The sequence below is a fragment of the Polaribacter sp. genome (genome assembly GCF_051251875.1).
Classification (GTDB): domain Bacteria; phylum Bacteroidota; class Bacteroidia; order Flavobacteriales; family Flavobacteriaceae; genus Polaribacter.
In genome coordinates, this window is sequence record NZ_JBPOGL010000001.1 from 140,050 (window position 1) to 163,938 (window position 23,889).

At 30.3% G+C, this 23,889-nt stretch carries 14 protein-coding genes and 1 pseudogene; 12 read left to right on the top strand and 3 right to left on the bottom strand.

Going from position 1 to position 23,889, the window contains the following annotated elements:
- Positions 1-2: 2 nt before the first annotated feature.
- Positions 3-1,727: a sodium:solute symporter family transporter gene (locus ACSHW5_RS00595; protein ID WP_435674157.1), complete on the bottom strand. Its 1,725-nt coding sequence runs from the start codon at positions 1,725-1,727 to the stop codon at positions 3-5.
- 334 nt (positions 1,728-2,061) lie between these two features.
- Positions 2,062-4,569 (bottom strand): PIG-L family deacetylase, encoded by a 2,508-nt coding sequence (locus ACSHW5_RS00600; RefSeq protein ID WP_435674158.1) that lies wholly within the window; start codon positions 4,567-4,569, stop codon positions 2,062-2,064.
- A gap of 267 nt (positions 4,570-4,836) precedes the next feature.
- Here ACSHW5_RS00600 and dnaN point away from each other — a divergent pair, with 267 nt between their 5' ends.
- The 12 genes and pseudogenes from dnaN to ACSHW5_RS00660 all read left to right on the top strand — a co-directional run bounded on the left by dnaN (position 4,837) and on the right by ACSHW5_RS00660 (position 22,876).
- Positions 4,837-5,955, top strand: a complete 1,119-nt coding sequence (dnaN, locus tag ACSHW5_RS00605) for a DNA polymerase III subunit beta (protein ID WP_435674159.1) — start codon at positions 4,837-4,839, stop codon at positions 5,953-5,955.
- A 245-nt stretch (positions 5,956-6,200) separates the two neighbouring features.
- On the top strand, positions 6,201-6,818 hold the full coding sequence (locus ACSHW5_RS00610) for a hypothetical protein (RefSeq protein ID WP_435674160.1): 618 nt from the start codon (positions 6,201-6,203) through the stop codon (positions 6,816-6,818).
- Positions 6,818-9,577 (top strand): TonB-dependent receptor, encoded by a 2,760-nt coding sequence (locus ACSHW5_RS00615; protein ID WP_435674161.1) that lies wholly within the window; start codon positions 6,818-6,820, stop codon positions 9,575-9,577. The genes ACSHW5_RS00610 and ACSHW5_RS00615 overlap by 1 nt, the downstream gene beginning before the upstream one ends.
- A gap of 8 nt (positions 9,578-9,585) precedes the next feature.
- On the top strand, positions 9,586-10,797 hold the full coding sequence (locus tag ACSHW5_RS00620) for a DUF4249 domain-containing protein (RefSeq protein WP_435674162.1): 1,212 nt from the start codon (positions 9,586-9,588) through the stop codon (positions 10,795-10,797).
- Between the two features lie 10 nt (positions 10,798-10,807).
- A complete protein-coding gene (locus tag ACSHW5_RS00625) occupies positions 10,808-12,535 on the top strand; it encodes a hypothetical protein (RefSeq protein ID WP_435674163.1) in 1,728 nt (575 codons plus the stop codon).
- Between the two features lie 39 nt (positions 12,536-12,574).
- Positions 12,575-13,165 carry an ACP phosphodiesterase gene (locus ACSHW5_RS00630; protein WP_435674164.1) on the top strand — a complete coding sequence of 197 codons (591 nt, stop codon included), beginning with the start codon at positions 12,575-12,577 and terminating at the stop codon, positions 13,163-13,165.
- A 207-nt stretch (positions 13,166-13,372) separates the two neighbouring features.
- A pseudogene (locus ACSHW5_RS00635) lies at positions 13,373-16,563 on the top strand (WD40/YVTN/BNR-like repeat-containing protein).
- Positions 16,564-16,576: 13 nt separating this feature from the next.
- Positions 16,577-18,496: an alpha/beta fold hydrolase gene (locus tag ACSHW5_RS00640; protein ID WP_435674165.1), complete on the top strand. Its 1,920-nt coding sequence runs from the start codon at positions 16,577-16,579 to the stop codon at positions 18,494-18,496.
- 91 nt (positions 18,497-18,587) lie between these two features.
- Positions 18,588-19,268, top strand: coding sequence for a DUF2490 domain-containing protein (locus tag ACSHW5_RS00645; RefSeq protein ID WP_435674166.1), 681 nt, complete (start codon positions 18,588-18,590; stop codon positions 19,266-19,268).
- Positions 19,269-19,270: 2 nt separating this feature from the next.
- Positions 19,271-20,578, top strand: a complete 1,308-nt coding sequence (locus ACSHW5_RS00650; protein ID WP_435674167.1) for a DUF819 domain-containing protein — start codon at positions 19,271-19,273, stop codon at positions 20,576-20,578.
- Between the two features lie 37 nt (positions 20,579-20,615).
- Entirely contained in the window at positions 20,616-21,320 is a 705-nt protein-coding gene (locus ACSHW5_RS00655; RefSeq protein WP_435674168.1) for a DUF4369 domain-containing protein, read from the top strand.
- A 128-nt stretch (positions 21,321-21,448) separates the two neighbouring features.
- Positions 21,449-22,876 (top strand): FAD binding domain-containing protein, encoded by a 1,428-nt coding sequence (locus ACSHW5_RS00660; protein WP_435674169.1) that lies wholly within the window; start codon positions 21,449-21,451, stop codon positions 22,874-22,876.
- A 29-nt stretch (positions 22,877-22,905) separates the two neighbouring features.
- Here ACSHW5_RS00660 and ACSHW5_RS00665 read toward each other — a convergent pair whose 3' ends face one another.
- Positions 22,906-23,643, bottom strand: a complete 738-nt coding sequence (locus ACSHW5_RS00665; protein WP_435674170.1) for a hypothetical protein — start codon at positions 23,641-23,643, stop codon at positions 22,906-22,908.
- Between the last annotated feature and the right edge of the window lie 246 nt (positions 23,644-23,889).

Genomic DNA, 23,889 nt, shown 5'->3' on the forward strand with positions numbered 1-23,889 from the left:
ATTTACTCAATTCCTATTGTTTTTAAATTTTCACTCGTATTGTCATTTGAAGGAATAAAAAACTGCAATATAATTGCGATTCCCATCACCAAAGCACATCCTAATAAGTTCAGCCATAAATACGGCAACCAATCAAGTAAAAATACGATAATAATTAAGGCTTGAGTTATTAATGCTGCTACAAAAACTGCATTTCCTGTAACAAATTTAACAAAAAACGCCAACAAGAAAATACCTAAAACATTTCCGTAGAAAATAGACCCAATAATGTTTACCAACTGAATTAAATTATCAAATAAATTAGCTACACAGGCCACAGAAATAGCAATAATTCCCCAAGCAAGCGTAAACCATTTAGATGCTTTTACATAATGCTCTTCACTTTTATCATCCTTCACATTGCGCTTGTATAAATCAATGGCAGTGGTACTTGCCAAAGCATTTAATTCTGACGCTGTAGAAGACATTGCTGCCGATAAAATTACCGCCAACAAAAGACCTATTAATCCTCTTGGCAAATTGTTTAAAATAAAATGAATAAACACATAATCTTTATCATTAGATTCTATTTTTTTTATCGATTTTTCATTCACTTTTTGAATGATTTCTTTTGCGGATTCTTTTAAAGCTAAATCTCTTTTGTTTAATTCCTGAATTCGTTCTTTTTCTTCAACTTGAAATCCATCAGAAAACAACAATCTTTTATCATTTTCTATAATTGTATGTTCTTTTTCTAATTCTTGATAAGCTGCCACAAATTCAGAATTCTGAACAGCATCATTTGCTGTAGGATTAAAATTTAAAGGCGATGCATTAAACTGATAAAAAACAAACACCATTACCCCTATTAATAGAATAAAAAACTGCATTGGCACTTTTAACAATCCGTTAAAAATTAACCCCAACTGACTTTCTCTAACAGATTTTCCAGACAAATAACGTTGCACCTGACTTTGGTCTGTACCAAAATAGGATAACATTAAAAATGTACCACCTAAAATACCTGTCCAAACGGTGTATCTATTACTTAAATCGAAAGAAAAATCTAGCACTTTCATTTTATCACTTGCTCCTGCAATTTCTAATGCATTGGTAAAAGTAATATTTTCTGGAAGTTGACTCATAATCATAAAAAATGCGATGAGCATTCCTATAAAAATAATTATCATTTGTTGTTTCTGAGTTACGTTTACCGCCTTTGTTCCTCCAGAAACTGTATAAATAATCACCAAAAAACCAATGATAATATTTAACGTTAGTAAATCCCAATCTAACACCGCGCTTAGAATAATTGCTGGCGCAAAAATGGTAATTCCTGCCGCCAAGCCACGTTGAATTAAAAATAAAATTGCCGCTAAACTTCTTGTTTTTAAATCGAATCTTCCTTCTAAAAACTCGTACGCTGTGTATACTTTTAATTTGTGATAAATGGGGATAAAAACCACGCAAATAATAATCATTGCAATGGGCAAACCGAAATAAAATTGCACAAACCCCATTCCGCTATGAAACGCTTGTCCTGGTGTTGATAAAAAGGTAATTGCACTGGCCTGAGTTGCCATTACAGACAAACCAATAGTCCACCATTTAGAGTCATTTCCTCCTTTAATATAATCGGTAACATTGTCGTTTTTTCTGGTTACATACGTACCATAGGCAACAATAAAAATAAGGGTTATAGATAGAATAATCCAATCTATATAATGTAATTTACTTGCAATTTCCATGGCTTAAACAGTAAAATAATTTGTAATAAAATAAAACGCAATTATGTAAATAACATTTGCTATTAAAACCAATGAATATTCTTTTTTCCAACTATATTTTTGTCCTTTCAAATTCTCTTTTTTTTTGAAGCTATTTCCTGCTTTCCACTATATCTTTTTTCTTCTGTTCTCGATGAAAATTTGCAAAAAAGCAAATTCACTCGAACTGACAGAAAAAAGGATGCCGTTTCAATCAGGGCTATAACTGTTTGCTAACTCAATATTATCACGTAAAATAAAGCAATCTTTACCATTGGCTATGAGATTGCTTTGTTCTTAGTAATGACAAAATTTGTTATTCTGAAACTTTGTTACTTTCTTTTCCTACAGACAACATATTTGCAAATAATTTATACGCTCCAGAAACTCCAGCCGGCAATTCTCTAAAGAAACTTAAACCTGTATAAATATAATTTCCTTGTCCATACTTTGCTATTAACAAACTACCATTTTTAGCAGATTCTCCTTTATCATGCATAGATAAAACTGGGGTAAACGCTTTATCCCAAGAATTTGGAAAATACAAACCACGTTCTTGTACCCAACCTTTAAAATCTTCATCAGTAATTTTATTAGGGAAATTTAAAAGCGAATGCTCTGCTTCTAAAACAGTAACCTCTGCAAATTCATCTGTAACTCTATCTCTAGAAAGATTTAAAGAAAAAGGTGCGGCAACATCTACACCTCTATTGGTATTGTATTGCACAATCATATTACCTCCTTTTTCTACATATTCTAGTAAAAATTTTTGTTTAAATTTTAATTCATCAACCACATTATAAGCCCTAATTCCTAAAACAATGGCGTCATATTTTAATAAATTTTTACCATTAATTTCTAAGGGATTTATATTCTCTACGGTATAACCAATCTGTCGTAAACTTTCTGGAACAACATCTCCTGCGCCTTTAATATATCCAATTTTATTACCTACTTTTTTAATATTTAAACGCACAATTTTTGCTTCAGAATTTAACAAAACAGATTGTTTAGGAATGTGATTGTAATGAATCTCTACCAATTCTTTGGTATAGCTTTTTCCACTAGAAATTGCTAGAACTTCTAACTTTCCTTCTGATGGATTTTTTGGTGGAGTTACTAAAAATGTTACCGTTTGTTTATCCTTTTTCTGAGCAATATTAAACGGAATTTCTTTAGGCGTTACCGTCCAATTTTCAGGAACCTTTAAACTCACTTTTCCATTCACATAACTTGCTCCTGCCCTAATTTCTACAAAAATACTTTTAGGGATGCTATCTGAAAAAATAAGTACTTTGTTTTTTATTTTTGTTGTTATTTGTGGCAACACTTCAAAAGGTTCATAAATTTCTCCTTGATCTCTTTCTGCATATCTCATTACAACGTTCTTTGAAATGGTAATAGGCAAGTAATTTACAACAAGGTTAAAATCTATTTTTACCGTTCTTGGGGTTTCTGGTTTCCCAATTAATTCTTGATTATCTACAGTATACATTCCTAAAGAAGGTTCTTTTTTTAACCAATAAGGATCTGTAAATTCATCTGTTTTTAGTAAAATAGTTTCTTTGAAGTTCAATTTTTTATTCGGTTTTAATTCAAAACCTTTAAAGATGGTGTTTTTATCAAGCGTAGTTGTTATTGAAGTCAACATCATTTGATAATCACTTCTATTTAGTACTTCAAAATTTACAGCAATATTAGAATTTGGTGTTCCGGAAGCACTTATTGCAGAAACTTCTATATACAAACCTATACAGGCTTCAATAATTTCTTTTATTTGTTTTGTTTTTATTGTTCGCCAATGAACATCTTCTAAATCTTTAATTAATTGATAGGCATTCATTAATTTTGGCAAATGCTTAAACGGGTTTACAAAATCGAAATTCTGCTCTATTTCATATAAAATATCACCAATTTCGCCTCCATTTTCTAAACGATTCCAGGTAGTATTTATTCCAGAAAAAATATCATTTTTATCTTTAGGCTCGTCTCCTTTTAAAAACTCAACATATTCCATTTCCTCTCCTCTTGTAGACAATCTACCAAAACCTTGACATAAATGTTGGCTACTTGCCAAAGAAGCCAATTCATTATTAGAAACTCCTTTTAGCGGATAATAGACACCAATATCAAATTTTGTAAAATTTTTAGTAGCTTCTTTAAACGCCGTCTCTCTACCTCTAAAAAACCAAGAAGACGTATTCTGAAAAAGTCTTTTTGGCGCCCATGTTGCTGTATATTCTAGTTGCGTTGCATACTTTGTAGAATCTTTAGCCAAATCAAAAGCGGCTACACTTAAAATTGCAGAAGCGGTATGATGCCCGTGTGTTGTACCTGGAGTTCTATGATCAAATCTATTGATAATTACATCTGGTTTAAAGGTTCTAATAGCCCAAACAACATCACTTAAAACTTCTTCTTTATTCCAAATTTCTAAGGTTTCATCTGGATGTTTAGAATATCCAAAATCATTAGCTCTTGTAAATAGTTGCTCTCCTCCATCTACGCTTCTTGCCGCTAATAATTCTTGAGTTCTAATTACGCCTAACAATTCTCTAATTTCCGGACCTATTAAATTCTGACCTCCGTCTCCTCTTGTTAATGACAAATAACCTGTTCTAGCTTTTACATGGTTTGCTAAATAAGCAATTAATCTAGTGTTTTCATCATCCGGATGCGCTGCTATATACAATGCTGTTCCTAAGAAATTTAGCTTTTGAATTTTCTCATAAATCTGATTAGAGGTTAATTTTTGAGGTTTTTGAGCGAATACTGAAACAGACATCAATAAAAACGTTGCAGTAGCAAGTAAAAATTTCTTCATATATATAAATTAATCAAATCTTGTTAGGCTGAACGCAGTCTAAACCTTGTATAAACCTCTCGACTGCGCCCGAGGATACAATCTTTAACAAAAATAGAGATTGATATAAAAACAAATGTAGTTTTTTATCAGGTTCCTTATAGATTGTTAACATAATTATAACGTTTTAAAACTCATCAACAAAATGCTTATAACCTGTTAATAAATTAATTTTTAAAGTCACTTATTTAGAATATATTTGTAAAACAAACTAAGAAAAAATATTACATGAAATTTATTGTATCTAGTTCGCAATTATTAAAACAATTACAAGTTTTAGGAGGCGTTATAAATAGCAACAACACATTACCAATTTTAGATAACTTTTTGTTTGAATTATCTGAAAATCAACTAAAAGTTTCAGCATCAGATTTAGAGACAACAATGAGTTCTGTAGTAGATGTAGAAAGTGATAGTTCTGGTTCTATTGCTGTGTCTGCACGTTTATTATTAGATACTTTAAAAACGTTTCCAGACCAACCTTTAACCTTTAAAACAGAAGGTGACAACGCTATAGAAATTAGTTCTAATCAAGGAAAATATGACATGGCTTATTTTGGTGGAGATGAATTTCCGAAAGCGGTTTCTTTACCATCACCAAGCAAAACTATTGTACCTGCAGGTATTTTAGGAACTGCTATTTCTAAAACAATTTTTGCTGCCGGAAACGACGATTTGCGCCCAGTAATGAGCGGTGTGTTTTTTCAATTTAGTTCACAAAATTTAACTTTTGTTGCAACAGATGCGCATAAATTAGTAAAATATTCTAGAACAGATGTTACTGCAGATCAAACGGCAGAATTTATTATGCCAAAAAAACCTTTAAATTTATTAAAAGGAATTTTAGGGGGTTCTGATAGCGAAGTTACTATTGAATATAATGACGCAAATGCAAAGTTTACATTTGATAATATTGTTTTAGTTTGTCGTTTAATTGATGGAAAATATCCTAATTACGAAGCTGTTATTCCTAAAGAAAATCCTAATAAATTAACTGTTGATAGAGCTTCTTTCTTAAACTCTGTAAGACGTGTTTCTATTTTCTCTAGTAAAACAACGCATCAAATTCGTTTAAAAATGGCAGGAACAGAATTAAACATTTCTGCAGAAGATATAGATTTCTCTAACAAAGCAGACGAACGTTTGAGTTGTGATTATCAAGGTGATGATATGCAAATTGGTTTTAACTCTCGTTTTTTAAGCGAAATGTTAAACAACCTAAGCTCTAACGAAGTTTTAATTGAAATGTCTTTGCCAAATAGAGCAGGAATTTTAACACCTATTGATGGTACCGATGAAGGAGAACAAGTTACCATGTTAGTAATGCCTGTAATGTTAAATAGTTAATACACGCAGTATAAAGTAACTATTAAAATTCTATACCTTTCTTGTAATATCAAGAATTTATCATATTTAAAAAACCACAATTGGTTCTAGAGCAATTCTAGAATTAATTGTGGTTTTTTGTTTACATTTACTCATACAAATTTCAACACTTCTTTATGAATTAAAGAAATACACCAATTGTATATTGCATGAAAAAAATCACTCTTTTTTGTTTGCTATATTCAGCAACTTTTTTTTCACAAAATGTGACAAATAAAGAAGCTTTTATATGGTTAGACTCCATGATAGGTAAACATAACTTACCCATAAATAATGGCGTAATTTATATAGAACAGTACAGAACTCTTAAAGACAATCATCATTTTTTAATAGACCATAATTTTCATAATGGAGACGTTGAATATGACGGACAAACGTATTACAATATTCCTATAAAATATGATGTTTTTGAGGATAATCTTATTGTAAAGATACCTTCGGTAAATGAAAATTATCCGTTGGTTTTAGCCAAAGAAAAAATTAGTGCATTCTATTTAAATAGTAATTCTTTCATAAATACTAAGGAAAACGGTTTTATGAGTCAACTCTCTAAATACAAAGACTTTATTCTTTATAAAAAATATTTTAAAAAAAGGTTGAGCAAAACTTCTACGAGGTTTTCTTATCATAAATTTATACCAGAAAACACGTATTTTATAGGTAAGAACGATGTCTATACCAATATCAATAAGAAAAAATATTGGTTGCAATTATTCCCAAATAAAAAAAACATCATACGGGGTTATTTTAAAGAAAACGCTCAGAAACTAGAACATAAGCCAGATGCTTTTATGATTGAATTGCTAAAAAAATGCATGAACTAATGAAGAAAATAATACTACTTATCTTTCTCTTTTTAAGTGTCAAATTTTATGCTCAAGAAAAAGAAAAAATCACTATAAAGTTTAACAACTTAACCCAATTAGAAGCTATTAAATTCATAGAAAATACTACAAAGTATAGATTCTTTTTTATTGATAAATGGGTAGATAAAAAGACTACTATCAATTTTAATTTTACAGACAGTTCTATCTCTAAAATTTTAGATACTCTTTTTGAAAACACCAATCTAAATTATTATATCATAAACAATGTAGACATCATTTTAACACAAAATAGCTTGATTTATGAGAGCGTTTATCAAGAAAATTTAGACACTATTACTACTAATAAAAATAATTTTGATGATAAAAAAACTGTTCCTTTACTTTTATCAACAAATACACCTAACAATGCTACTGATACAAAAACAGTTAAAATTGGTAAAGAAAACCATCATGCTAAGCAAAAAAATTACACACTTTCTGGTACCGTAAAAAATGGGATTACCTCAGAAACAATTCCAAATTTAGTTTTATTTGTTAGAGATAAAAACCTACATACTACTACAGATAAAAATGGTAAATTTACATTTAGCCTCCCTTATGGCGCCAATAGTATAGAAACTATTTTATCTGGAATACAAAAAACGAAAACCAAGGTAATTATGTACGGAAACGGTACATATAACTTTATAGTAAATGAAGTTGCTGAACAATTAGAAGGCATTGAAATAGCCTCTAACGCTAGAAAAAATATTACAAGTACAGAAACTGGTATTACACAAATTAAGGCAGAAGACATAAAAACAATTCCGCAAGTTCTTGGAGAAAGAGATATTTTAAAAATAGCAACTACTTTACCAGGTATACAAAGTGCTGGTGAAGGTGTAGACGGTGTAAACGTTAGGGGCGGAAAGTCTGATCAGAATTTATTTCTTTTAGATAAAAGTGTATTGTACAATCCCACCCATTTTTTAGGGTTATTTTCTGCTGTAAACCCTTTTACTACGGATAATTTAAAAGTTTACAAAGGCAATATTCCCGCTGAATTTGGTGGCAGAATATCTTCCGTTTTTGATATTACTACCAAAGACAATGATGCTAAAAAGTTTACCGGAGAAGCCTCTATTGGGCCAGTAACTAGCAATCTTAGTATAGAAACACCCGTTATAAAAGAAAAATCTACTTTGTTATTTGCTGTAAGAAACACGTATTCTAACTGGTTGTTAAAAGCATTAAATGATAAAAATCTAAAAAATAGTAGTGCTTCTTTTTTTGACTTGAATGCCAAATACAAACATCATATCAACAAAAATAATATTGTTAGAATTTCTGGTTATTATAGTAAAGATAAATACAGTATTGCTTCAGACACAACAAACGCTTATGGTAATAAAATTTTAGCCATAGATTGGGCTCATACATTTAATAACAAAAGTTCTGGAAATCTGCTGCTGTCTAACAGTAACTATTCCTTTAATATCGATTTAGACGGAGATGCCAATAATAATTTTACCTTAAAATATGTTATTGATGAAGTTAATTTAAAGTTGAAAATGAAATACCTATATTCTAAAGAGCATAAATTAGATTATGGTATTGCTTCTAAATTATACAATGTAAAACCAGGAAGTAAAAATCCGAAAGGAAATAATTCTATTATTACCCCGTTTAGCGTACAAAAAGAAAGAGCTATAGAAAATGCTATATTTATTACAGATAATTACACTATTTCTAAAAAATTAGCCATCAGTTTAGGCGCACGTTATACGCTCTTTTCTGCTTTAGGCAACTCTACACAAAGAACTTATGCTGCCAATAATCCTAAAAGTGATGCTACTGTAATTAGCATTCAAGAATATGAAAATAATGAAATTTATAAAACCTATAACGGATTAAGTTTTCGATTTTCTTCTAGATATTCTATTAATGAAGACTTGTCTGTAAAAGCAAGTTTTAACAACTCATATCAATTTATTCATCGTCTTACCAACAACACTTCTGCTTCACCCACAGATACCTGGAAACTGTCTGATTTAAACATTAAACCACAAGAATCTGTACAAGCATCTATCGGAATTTATAAAAACATCAATGAAAATAATTATGAATTTAGTGTAGAAAGCTATTACAAAACTTATAAAAATATTCTTGATTATAAAGTGGGAGCAGCTTTTTTATTAAATGAATATATAGAAACGGAAGTGCTTCAAGGTCCAGGAAAATCTTATGGAATTGAATTGTTAGCAAGAAAAAACAAAGGAAATTTAAACGGTTGGATAAGTTATAGCTACTCTAGGTCTTTTTTAAAACTAGACAGTAATTTTTTAGAAGAAAGAGTAAATAATGGCAACTATTTTCCTACCAGTTATGACAAACCACATGATTTTAACCTTATTACAAATTACAAGTTAACAAAAAGATTTAGTCTTTCTGCTAATTTTGCTTACCAAACAGGAAGGCCAATTACTTACCCAACCGGAAAATATATTTTACAAGGAAATGAGTATTTACTTTATAGTGATAGAAATAAATTTAGAATTCCAGATTATTATAGATTGGATGTAGGTTTAAATATAGAAGGAAATCATAAAATAAAAAAAGTTGGTCACAGTTTTTGGAACATTTCGGTTTACAATCTCTTGGGTAGAAACAACCCAAATGCTATCTTTTTTGTTACAGAAAACGGCAAAGTACAAGCCTACCAAAGTAGCATATTTTCAAAACCAATTCCAACCATTACGTATAACTTCAAATTTTAAAGAAACTTATGAAAACAATAAAATTACTTTTCTTTTTAATCATTCTTACAGGAGTAAACAGTTGTGTAGAACCCATTGAAATTAATAACATTACCTACGAAAACTTTTTAGTTGTTGAAGGCAATCTTACCAATGAATTAAAAAACCATACGATAAAACTATCTAGAACTTTTTCTATAGAAGAAACCCAAACAAATCCAGAAACAAACGCTTCTGTACTAGTAAAAGATAACAATGGCAGTACATTTATATATTCAGAAACTACACCTGGCGTGTATACATCTACACTACTTTTTAAAGCCGAAGTTGAAAAATTATATACTTTAGAAATTACCACTAAAAACGGAAATACCTACCACTCTACGCCACAAAAAATTGTAGGTTTTAGTGAAATTGAATCTGTTGAGTCTAAAAAAATAACAAAACCAAATGGAGATGAAGGAATTGGAATTTTTGTAAAAAGCAACAATTCTACTGATGGCGCCAATTATTATAGATACACGTATGAAGAAACCTATAAAATTATTGCCCCAGAATGGTCTCCTTTAAAATTAGAAATTGTTTCTAACACGCCAAGATATAAAGTTAAAACAGTTTTAAAAAACAATACAGATGGTCAAGTTTGTTACAAAACAATTAATGGTACCAATATTGTACAAACAGAAACTTTTTCTCTTTCGGAAAACAAAGTAGATTTAAATGTGAGATTTCTAGATAAAAATGATTTTATTATTTCTCATAGATACAGCATGTTATTAACACAACACGTAGCATCTTTTGAAGCCTATTCTTACTATAAAACTCTTGATAAAATATCTACTTCACAGGGTACATTTACTCAAAATCAACCGGGTCTTTTGTCTGGAAATATTATTTCAGACACCAATATTAACGATAAAGTTTTAGGTTATTTTGATGTAACAACTGTTTCTAAAAAAAGAATGTTTTTTAATTATGCAGACTATTTTCCGAACAATGTTGTTGATTATATTGAAGAATGCGTGTTTATAAATCCTTTGCTAGAAGACCCAAATGATCCTTTTGAAGGCACATCTCCACTAATAGATGAAATAAATAGAGGCAATTATCTCTATAACCAAATATATGAGCCACCACCGCTTACCATTAGACCTTTTGGTCCATACTTATTGGTTGCAAAAGTATGTGGAGATTGTAGAGTTTTGGGAGATGGAAATAAACCACCTTTTTGGGTAGATTAAAAAAAGAATTATGAAATTTAAAACAATTGTCTTTTTTGCTTTTTTGATGTGTTGCAAATCCTTTTTAGGTCAAATCAAAATATCTGATCAAGCGTACAATGTATATCAAAATATAGCTCAAGAAAAAATATACATTCACACCAATTCTAATTTTTTGTTAACAGGAGAAACTTTAACCTATAAAGTATATTGTTTAAAGTATGACTCAAATTTATTTAGTAATTTTAGTAAAATAGCCTATTTAGAACTGATCAATTCTGATAAACAAAGTGTTTTAAAACAAAAAATTAATTTAGAGAAAAGTGTTGGTTTTGGCGATGCTTTTATTCCTACAAACTTGGCATCCGGCAACTATAAATTAATTGCCTATACAACTTGGATGAAAAATAAAAATTATTTTTTTGAAGAATCTATCAACATTATAAATCCATTTATTGATAAAATAATTGCAGAAACCAGTAAAAACACAAAAAATACTGAGTCAGATTCGAAAAAAAACATACCTACTTACACCGCTAACAATGGCCTTTTAAAAACAAACAAAACACAATATTCTAAAAGAGAACAAGTACATATTAAGGTTAGTGAAAATTTTAAAAATAGCATTTCTGGTGACTTTTCACTATCTGTTCGAAAAATAATGCCCAACTTCTCCACTAAAAAAACAAATCCCTTAAATTTTAATCAACCAAAAAACAATCAAAATACAGCGAATCAGAACACTGAAAATAACGTCTTTTTCCCGGAATTAAGAGGAGAACTCATACAAGGAAAAATTGTTGCACTTACTAATTACATCTCACTAGAAAACATACCAATAAGTTTATCAATCATTCAAAAAAACGGTATTTACAAAATAGTAAACACCAATAAAAAAGGTGAATTCTACTTTAATCTTCCTGAAGAATATTCATCAAACAAAGCCATTATTCAAATTTTGAATAAGCATAAAAATAGCTTTAAAATAATTATTTCAGAGCCCAATCCCGTAAATTTAGATGCTTTAAAATTTACAGCTATTCATACAAATCAAGAAATAAATAAAAGCATTAAAGAACGTGCTATTTATGTGCAAATAGAAAATGGATACAACGAATTAAACAAAGACACTATTCTACCTAGCAGACATGTAGTTTCACCATTCAAAAACCACTTAATAATCTATAATTTAAACGATTACACACGTTTTAAAACCGTAAAAGAAACTATTGTAGAAGTTGTTAAAAACACATGGATAACAAAAGAAGCAGACAACTATACATTTCATGTAAGAGATATTGATTTACTTACCAATTATGATAATAAACCCCTTGTTTTAATTGATGGTTATACTGTTTACAATCACAACGAATTGGTAAATCTTAATCCAAAAAAAATAAAACAAATTGCTATTGTTAGAAATAAATACAAACACAACACCAACATTTATCAAGGTGTTATTTCAGTAAAAACCTTTGAAGGAAATTTTACTCCAGACCCCAATGAAAACTCAGTATCTGTTGCTCTTGAAAAACCTTTACCAAGAAAAAAATATTTTTTAAAAAATTATAATCAAAGCAATTTTAAAAGAATTCCAGATTATAGAACGCAACTTTATTGGAATCCAACCATCAACCTAAAAGAGGAAAATATTTCTTTTTTCACTTCAGATGTTACAGGAAATTTTGAAATAGTTTTAGAAGGTTTTTCTGAGAATGGAAATCCTATGTATGAGAAAATATTTTTTACAGTACAATAAAGTAAATTGCAATTAGGTTTTTTGTTTACTTTTACCTTCATGAATTTTCTAGCTCATTTATATTTATCACAAAACAATAAAAATATTATGATTGGTAATTTTATTGCAGATCATATAAGAGGTAATAATTACGAAAGGTTTTCTAAAGAAATTCAGCAAGGTATTTTCTTACATAGAGAAATAGATACATTTACAGATGCTCATCAAATTGTAAGAAAAAGTAAAAGACGATTACACGAACGCTACCGGCATTATGATGGCGTTATTATTGATATTTTTTACGATTATTTCTTAGCAAAAAACTGGGCAAACTATTCTACAATTCCCTTGGATGTTTACGCAAATTCCGTTTATAATTTATTTGATGAAATTAAAATGGAATTGCCAATAAAATCTCAAAACTTTATCAAATACATGATTGAGTATAATATTCTTTTCAATTACAAATACAAAGATGGTATTGAAAAAGTTTTAAATGGGATGAATCATAGAACAAAAGGAAAATCTCAAATGAATTTAGCAATTGAAGATTTGCGCAATTTAGAGGTTGAGTTTCAAGAAGATTTTACACTCTTTTTTGATGATTTAAAAGCGTTTACAAATAAAAAGTTAGCAGAAATGCGTCATTAAATTAACTTTTATGTACACAAAAGATATTTTTATGAGTTTTACTTTCATCCACATAAAAACAGACAATTCTACCTACAATTAAGATACATTTCATAAATGAATACCATTTTTTTTCCTGATTGCTAATAGTAAGAATGCTTCCTAGATTTTTATTTTTGATTTTTATAATTTGTATATTACTCCCTACTACTATAAAAACCAAACTCAATGAAAAAATTATGTACCCTACTTTTTTTGTGTGCTACTTCCCTACTCTTTTCGCAAGAGTTTTCTATGGACATCTTAAAAAACATGAAACCAAGAAATATTGGTCCAGGAGGAATGTCTGGACGAGTAACTGCAATTGATGTTGTAGAAACAAATACTGCAATAATGTATGTTGGTACTGCTTCTGGTGGTATTTGGAAATCTACTTCTGGCGGAATTACTTGGTCTCCAATTTTCGAAAAAGAACTAACAGCTTCTATTGGCGCTGTGGCCATACAACAATCTAACCCAAGTGTTATTTGGGCAGGAACAGGAGAAGGAAACCCAAGAAATAGTTTAAACGGAGGTTTCGGAATTTACAAATCTTTAGATGCTGGTAAAACTTGGAAATCTATGGGATTGGAAAAAACAAGACATATACACAGAGTTATTATACACCCTACAAACCCAGAAATTGTGTATGTTGGTGCCATTGGTTCTCCTTGGGGAGAGCACAAAGAACGTGGCGTTTATAAAACAATGGATGGTGGAAAATCTTGGAAACAAATTTTATTTACCAACATAAAATCTGGAGCTGCAGATTTAATTATGGATCCAACAAATCCTAATAAAATAATTGCCACCATGTGGGAACACAAACGAGACCCTTGGTTTTTTAAATCTGGAGGAAAAGGAAGTGGTCTTTACATAACGCATGATGGAGGCGAAAATTGGAAACAAATTACAGAAAAAGAAGGTTTTCCAAAAGGTGAATTGGGTAGAATTGGCGTTGCAATTGCGCCTAATAATCCAGCTATAATGTATGCCTTGGTGGAAGCCAAGAAAAATGCATTGTATAAAAGTGAAGATGGTGGTTTTAATTGGAAAAAAATAAACGACAAACCCGGAATTGGAAATAGACCATTTTATTATTCAGAAATTTATGTAGATCCTGAGAATGAAAATAGAATTTACACGGTGTTCACCTATATAAATGTATCGGAAGATGGTGGTAAAAACTTCAAACAATTAATGCCTGCTTACGGCGTAGATAATGGTGTTCATCCAGATCATCATGCTTGGTGGATTCATCCTAAAAACGGTAAATTTATGATTGATGGTAATGATGGAGGATTAAATATTACCAAAGACGGAGGAAAATCTTGGCGCTTTATTGGCAACTTACCGGTGGCTCAATTTTATCACATAAATGTGGATCATGAATTTCCATACAATGTGTATGGAGGCATGCAAGATAATGGTTCTTGGAGAGGTCCCGCCTATGTTTGGAAAGCACAGGGAATTAGAAATTCTTATTGGCAAGAAATTAGTTTTGGTGATGGTTTTGATGTGGTTCCCGATAAAGAAAACTCTCGTTACGGTTGGTCTATGAGTCAACAAGGTTCTGTGAGTAGATATGATTGGAAAACTGGAAATAATTATGGTGTAAAACCTACACATAAAGATGCCTCTATAAAATTACGTTTTAACTGGAATGCCGCTATCAACATAGACCCTTTTAATTCTTCTACACTATATTTTGGTAGTCAATTTGTTCATAAATCAACAGATAAAGGGTTAACATGGCATGTAATTTCTCCTGATTTATCTACCAACAATCCAGAAAAATTAAAACAAGCAGAAAGTGGTGGTTTAACTATGGATGCAACAGGTGCAGAAAATCATTGTACAATTTTAGTGATAGAACCTACCGTTTTAGAAAAAGTTGTTTTGTGGGCGGCAACTGATGACGGACAAGTACACATTACAAAAAATGGAGGAACAAGCTGGACAAATGTTGCAAAAAACATAAAAGATTTACCAGAAAATAGTTGGATTACACAAATAAAAGCATCCAACAAAAACAAAGGAGAAGCCTTATTAGTGGCCAATGATTATAGACGATTTAATTATACGCCGTATGCTTATAGAACTAAAAATTATGGTAAAACCTGGCAAAGAATTGTAAATGAAAATAATGTACAAAGTTATGCTTTGTGTATAATTGAAGACCCAATAAATAGCAACTTATTGTTTTTAGGAACAGATGATGGTTTGTACATTTCTATAAATGCAGGACAAACTTGGACAAAATGGACACAAGGTTTTCCTACAGTTCCTGTTAAAGATTTGGTTATTCATCCAAGAGAACACGATTTAATAATTGGAACCTTTGGACGAGCTGCTTGGGTTTTAGATGATATTAGACCTTTAAGAGACATTGCAAACGGAAATATTACAGCAAAAAAATTACATCTGTTTGAACCTCCTACAGCCTATCAAAGTGCATATCAACAACCAACAGGAAGTAGATTTGGTGCTGATGCCATGTATCAAGGAGAGAATAGAAAAAGCGGTGCAATTATTTCTTACTATATACAAACGCCTCTTAGTGATAAAAAAGAAGAAAAAAATGATGATGAAAATGATGAAACGCTAAAAAAAGTAAAGAATAATGCTAAAAAAAGTGATTCTATAAAACTTGAAATATTTGATGGAAAAAGACTCATTAGAACCTTAAAATTCAAAACCCCAAAAGAGAACGGAATACATAAAACAACATGGCATTTAAGAGAAAAAGGAGTTGCAAGGCCATCAAGAAAGAGTACAAAATCTAACAAAGAACCTTCTGGAATTTTAGTAAAACCTGGCATTTACACTCTAAAAATGACTTTTGATAAAGTTATTTCCGAACAAAAAATAAAAGTAGCATTTGATCCAAGATTAGAAATTTCTGATGAAGCTATCAATCAAAAATATGAAGCCAGTAAAGAATTAGAAAAGTATCAAGAGAAAATTACCGCTATTGTAAAACAATTGGTAGAAAGTAAAAATACTGCAGAAATTATTAAAACGCAATTAACAAAAGAAGACCAGAAAAAATACACATCAGAAATAAAAGCGTCATCAGAAATCATTAAAAAAATTGATACTTTAATTGCAATTTATTTAGGCAAGGTTGATAAAAGACAAGGAATAACAAGAAACCCAGAAGTTACCGTAACCCAACGTTTTCGCTAGCACAACGCTATGTTAATTCTAGATTTGGAACGCAAACAGCCACAGAAACTCAATTAACAAATCAGTTTAAAAATGCATTTCATAAGGCCGTTTCTGAGACAAATTTATTTTTCAGTAAAAATTGGTTAACTTACAAAGCAACTACAGAGAATATACAAATATCTCATTTCAAAGAAATTAACCAGTTTTAAACTAAAAAAAGCTATGAAAAAACTACTAGTATTACTCTCAATTTCCTTATTGATAATTGGCTGTAAATCAGAAAAAAAAAATGCTAAAGAAATTTCAAGTACCCTCAAAGAATATTCCATTGAACAAATAATGGACAATGAAAGTGTTTTTGGTGGAAGTTTTTCTTTTGATAAGTCTAAATTATTAGTAACAAGTAACCGTTCTGGAATTTATAATATGTATACTGTTTCTACTTCAGACGGAACTTTTACACCTGTTACAGCGTCTGATAGCACTTCTGTTTGGGCAACTTCATTTTTCCCTAATGATAACAGAATATTGTTTAACAAAGACAATAATGGCGATGAAATTGACCATCTTTTTGTAAAAAACACAGATGGTAGTATCAAAGAATTAACGCCAGATAAAGGTGCTAAAGCTGGTTTTTATGGTTGGTCTAAAGATCAAAAAAGCTTTTATTATGCATCCAACAAAAGAGACAAACGTTTTATGGATATTTATGAAATGGAAATAGAAAACTTTACCTCTAAAGTAATTTATGAAAATAAAGAAGGTTATGATGTTTCTGCAATTTCTAACAACAAAAACATTTTAGCATTAAGCAAAGTTATTAATACAAATGATTCCGATCTATTTTTGTTTAACAGAACTACTAAAAAAACTACAAAAATAAATAAAACACAAAGTAGTAATTCTGGTTCAAGTTTTTCTATGAACGACAAAGAATTCTATTATACCACGGATGCAGATGGTGAATTTAACACTTTAATGAAGTATCATATTCAGTCTGAAAACATAGAAAAAGTACTGCAAAAAAAATGGGATGTTACTGGATGTAATTTTACAGAGAATGGAAAATACAGAGTTACCTACATAAATGAAGATGCAAAAAATGCAATTGAAGTTTATGATATTGCAGCAGGTAAAAACATAGAATTACCAAATGTTGAAGGCAAAAGTATTACCAACGTAGGTTTTTCTAGAGATGAAACAATGATGCGTTTTTATGCAGGTGGTTCTCATACGCCATCAAACTTGTATGTATATGATTTAGAATCTAAAAAACAAACACAATTATCTGATGTTTTAAATAATGAAATTGATCCTTCTCACATGGTAAATGCAGAAGTAATTCGTTTCCCTTCTTTCGATGGAGTTATCATTCCTGCAATTTATTATGTACCACATCAAGCAGCTGCAAATAATAAAGTTCCTGCATTGGTTTGGGTTCATGGTGGTCCTGGAGGTCAAACTAGACAAAATTTTTCATCAACAATTCAATATTTAGTAAATCATGGTTATGCCGTTTTAGCTGTAAACAACAGAGGTAGTAGTGGTTATGGAAAAACTTTTTTTCAAATGGACGATTTAAACCACGGAGAAAAAGATTTACAAGATTGTATTGAAGGCAAAAATTGGTTAGCAAAACAACCAAATATTGATAGTGAAAAAATAGGAATTATTGGTGGTTCTTATGGTGGTTATATGACCATGGCCGCCCTAACTTTTGCTCCAGAAGAATTTGCTGTTGGTGTAAATCTATTTGGAGTTACTAATTGGATGCGTACTTTAAAAAGCATTCCTCCTTATTGGGAATCTTTCAGAGAAGCTTTATACAAAGAATTAGGAGATCCTTTTTCTGCAGATTCTGTTCGTTTAAAAGAGATTTCGCCTTTATTTCATACTGATAAAGTAACCAAACCCTTAATTGTTTTACAAGGCACAAAAGACCCTAGAGTTTTACAAATAGAATCTGATGAAATTGTTGCCGGAGTTAAAAAAAATGGGGTTCCTGTAGAATATGTTTTATTTGAAGATGAAGGTCATGGTTTTGTAAAAAAGGAAAATCAAATTGAATCTAACAGCAGAATTTTAAAATTTTTAGATAAATATTTAAAGAAAGAAGTACCTTTAAAAAAAGGTGATTTATAATAAGTACAAGAATCATAAACTTAAAAAATCCTTTGTAAAGATTACAAAGGATTTTTTATTTTAATACTTTAGCACAAATAATATATTTAGTATGCAAAAAATAAGTTTGCTTTTGTGTTTTTGTCTATTTTACTTAAATATTCAAGCGCAAAAAGCCGCAAAAGATCAATTAGGAACTTGGTATATGTACAATGCATCTCATAAAATCTCTAATAAATTTGCCTTAAAAACAATGGCGCATTTTAGATATTATGAAATTGCAAGCGAGTTTCAACAAGAAATATATAGACTTGGTGTAAATTACACCTTTAACCCAAAAACAAATTTAACGGTAGGAACTAGTTATTCTACTGGCGATTTAGAATATGATGCTTCTTCTGTAGGTTTGTATGAATATCGATTTTATGAAGATTTGAATTTAAAAACTACGTGGGGCAAGTTTAAGGCAAGTCATCGTATTCGGTTAGAACATCGTTTTATTCATAAAGATATTACTATTGATCAAACAAGAAATTGGGTACGTTATAATTTGAATGTTAATTATCCGCTTTCAAAAAAGTGGAGCGCTTACATCTTTAACGAATTATTTATAAATCTAGACAGAGCCAAAAGGTTTGCTCAAAACTGGACAGGAACTGGTTTTCTGTGTAAATTGAATAAAAACATCAAACTAAAAATGGGCTATTTTCAAATAAAATCTTCAACAGTAGTGCTTAAAAGACTGCAATTAGGTGCAATAATACATACAGACTTTACTAAAAAAACTTTTTAAATATGAATGAACCAATTTTTACAAACGATGCTATTGTTTTTGGAATTTTAATGCTTTCCTTAGGATTTGTATTTTACACAGAAAATATAAAATCTGGTTTTTGGCCTAAATTTTATAAAATTATTCCAGGTTTATTTATGGCATATTTTATACCTGCAATTTTTACAACTTCTGGCATTATTTCCCCAGAATGGGAAACCACAAACTCCTTAGGAGAAGTTGTGAGCGGAAACTCTCAATTGTATTATGTATCTAGTCGTTTTTTATTACCAGCAGCATTAGTTTTAATGACCTTAAGCATTGATTTAAAAGCAATTTTTAACCTAGGTTCTAAAGCATTAATTATGTTTTTTACCGGAACTGTAGGAATTATAATTGGAGGACCCATTGCCATTTTATTAATCTCAATTTTCTCTCCAGATACGGTTGGCGGCGCAGATTTTGATGCCGTTTGGCGTGGACTTTCTACCTTAGCAGGAAGTTGGATTGGCGGTGGTGCAAACCAAACGGCCATGTTAGAAATATACCAATACAATCCGCAAAAATATGGAGGAATGGTTTTTGTTGATATTGTAGTTGCCAATGTTTGGATGGCAATTTTATTAATAGGAATTGGTAAAAAAGATAAGATAGATAAATGGCTTGGTGCAGATACTTCTGCCATTGAAGATTTAAAAAAGAAAGTATCAGAATTTTCTCAAAAAGTAAAAAGAAATCCTACCCTATCAGATTTAATGATAATGTTGGCTATTGCTTTTGGAACCGTTGGTTTTGGACATTTTGCTTCTGGTTTTTTAAGTACTTTTTTTAGTAATTTAGTTACAAAAATTGAATCTGAAACTTGGAGAAACATCTTTACGTTTTTAGGTTCTAGTTTCTTCTGGTTGATAAGTATTTCTACAATTATTGCTATTATTTTATCCTTTACAAAAGCAAAAAATTACGAAGGAGCGGGCGCCAGTAAATTAGGTAGTGTTTTTATTTACATCTTAGTAGCTTCTATAGGAATGAAAATGGATTTGGCTATGATTTTTGACAACTTAGGTTTAATTGCTATAGGCTTTGTATGGATGTCTATTCATGCAGGGTTGTTAATTTTAGTTGCAAAGTTAATTAAAGCACCCTATTTCTTTTTGGCAGTTGGTAGTCAAGCAAATGTTGGTGGTGCAGCTTCTGCCCCAATTGTAGCACAAGCTTTTCATCCTTCATTAGCCACAGTAGGAGTTTTATTGGCTGTTTTTGGGTATGCAATTGGTACGGTTGGTGCAATTTTGTGTACTATTTTAATGGAAATATCATCAAAAATTTAAATAAAAAATAGCATATTTGCACAAAAAATATAGATTTATGAAAAAAATCATAACCCTTTTAGTACTCTCAATTTTAATTGCCGCATGTTCTTCTAAAAAGGAAGGAAACATGATTGTAAATGGGCAAATTAAAGGCCTTAAAAAAGGGACTTTATACCTACAAAAAATGAAAGACACCTTATTAGTGTCTGTAGATTCTGTTGCTTTATTAGGAAATGATACATTTGTTTTAACGGATAATGTAGATTCACCTGTGTTGTATTATTTAACTTTTGATGGAAATACAACCAACAAAAGAATACTCTTTTTTGGTGAACAAGGTAGCATTACCATTAATGATAAAGTAGAACAATTTGGTTTTAATCCTGAAATTATTGGTTCTAAAAATCAAGAAATTTTAGACAATTATAAAGAATATAGTCAAAGATTTCAAAATGAACGTCTAGAGTTTATGAAAAAAGATTTTGATGCAAAAAAAGCGAAAGATCTAGAATTGGTAAAACAATTAGAATTAGACTACCAAAAACTAGCGAGAAGAAGAGTGCTATTTACTACGAACTATGCTATTAATAATGCAGGATTTGAAGCTTCGCCATATATTGCACTTACAGAAATGTATGATGCTAGTTTAAAAATGTTAGATACCGTAAACAATTCTTTTACAGCAGACATTAAAAAATCTGAATACGGTATACGTTTTCAAGAATATCTTGATAATATTAAAAAGAATGAAGAAAAATAATTTTCCGTTTTTCTTAAACGATACTAAACCATTGTAAAAGCAATGGTTTTTTTGTATCCTAAAGTTTTTCTACAGACAAAATAAGGTATTTAAAATGAATACTTTTTTTTGTATCTTGCTATTCAGCTATGATACAATTTATACTCAATAACACCCAGATAACTACTTCTGAAAATGCAGGCATAACGTTGTTAGATTTTATTAGAGAGCAACAACAACTTAAAGGTACAAAAATTGGCTGTAGAGAAGGAGATTGTGGTGCTTGTACTGTATTGGTTGGAGAATTAAACGGAAACACCATACAGTACCAAAGTATTACTTCGTGTATTTCTCCTTTAGGCAATGCACATGGCAAACATATTGTTAGTATTGAAGGAATCAACCTGTCAAAAAAATTAACCACTGTACAAAATGCAATGGCTCATAATTTTGCAACGCAATGTGGTTTTTGCACACCTGGTTTTGTGGTTTCCATGACAGGTTTTTCGCTTGAAACTTCAAAGGAGTTTCAAGGTGATAAAAAAGTATGTAATGATGCTATAAGCGGTAATATTTGCAGATGTACAGGTTATAAATCTATTGAAAAAGCAGGATTAGAAATTGAAGAAAAACTAACAAAAATAGATCAGGAAAATGCGATACAATGGTTAATTTCTGAAGGATTTATTCCCGATTATTTTGAAACTATTCCTGAAAAATTATTAGAACTTAAAAATAAAAATACTACATCTAAGAATAAAAAAGGAACTATTGTTGCCAACGGAACAGACTTGTATGTTAGACACGCAGACAGCTTATCTGAAAAAAAAGTACACTTAATTGCAGATAAAGATTTCTTAAAAGGAATTCATTTTAAAAATGAAACTTTTACAATTGGTGCTAACACAACGGTTACAGAATTATTAGAAAACACAGCACTAAGAAAGAATATTCCTAATTTAAAAGCCTTCATAAAACTAATTTCTTCTGAACAAATTAGAAACATGGGTACTTTGGGCGGTAATTTTGTAAACGCCTCTCCTATTGGAGATATGTCTATTTTCTTTTTAGCCTTAAATTCTAGTGTTACAATTCAGCATAAAAACGGGTCAGAAAGAACAATTCCTTTTCAAGAATTTCATCAAGATTATAAAAAATATGATTTGCAAAAAAAAGAAATTTTAAAATCGATTTCTTTTCAAAAATTGAATAAAAACACATTCTTTAACTTTGAGAAAGTGTGTAAAAGAACTCATTTAGATATTGCAAGCGTAAATTCTGCCGGAAAAATTGAAGTTGAAAATAACATAATTTTACAAGCACATTTTTCTTTAGGAGGCGTTGCTGCAATTCCTAAATACGTATCTAAAACCTGTGCTTTTTTAATAGGAAAAAGCGTAAATTCTGAAACTGTAAAAAATGCTGTAGCAATTTTACAATCAGAAATTTCACCCATTAGTGATGTTAGAGGAACAGAAACCTATAAACGTTTGCTTGCCAAACAATTGTTTTGGGCACATTTTATAGTTTGGTTTCCTCAGAAGATTAAGATTAAAGATTTGATAGTTTCAGTATAAATATTTTAATAATAAAAAATATTCTTTTTTTACTTTAACTGAAAATGAATATGATCATCATGTCTGACGGCTTTACAACCGTGAAACCTTACTTTTTGATGTTGAATATTCATTCTCGTTTTTAAATGAGGTTCTATAAATAATTTACCTATACTTTTTTGTTTCAAAATACTATTTACCAAATCTCTTGTTGCTGATTTTGAAAACCGAAGGTTTTTATTGCTTCCTAGCGTAATGTATTTGGTAAAATCGTATTGCCAGTTTCCTCGGTTTTTACAGACTTCACTTTGATTGTATTCCTTTTTTGTGGCCTCGGTAAAAACACCATATCCACTAACGGATGGCTTTTTATTGGTTATTTCTCCGTTGGAATTTTCATAAATTAGAGAAACATCAATTTTTTTGCCATCATTATGACTTATATGTGGTAAAAGTGGGAAATTATTAATGAATGGAAAATTAGCATCGAGATATACCAGTGTAATTCCGGGGTGTTGCTTTGCAAATTCTGTTGAAATTTGTTTCAGTGCTTTTTGAAGTTCTGGTTGTACATAGTTTCTGTTTGCTACTGTATAAAAGAAAGAATGTGCTTTTAAAAATGGGCTATCTTGTATTTTTTCTCGACCAAAAAAAGGTGCAACATACGGAAGAATTAAAAAAGTGGAAAAAAGATATAGACTGATAAAAACGAAACTCCTTTTTAATACTTTTTTTTTGGTTTTTTTATGAATCAACAAAAGTGATAGTACATATACAATGCCGCCCACTTGGGTTGTTATTGTTAAGAGAATGATTATAAAAATATGACTCAGTATTTTCAAAGGTGTTGTAGATAATTACGTAGGTAAATATAAGAAATACCTATCAAAAAAAGTTTAGCCCGGATTGAAATGGCATCCTTTTTATGGCTTACTGGTTTCAATAGCGTACGTAAATACTAAAAAAATGATAGGTAAAACAGCTGCTTACCTATATATTGCCCCATAAAAAGATATAATGGAAAGCCGGAAATA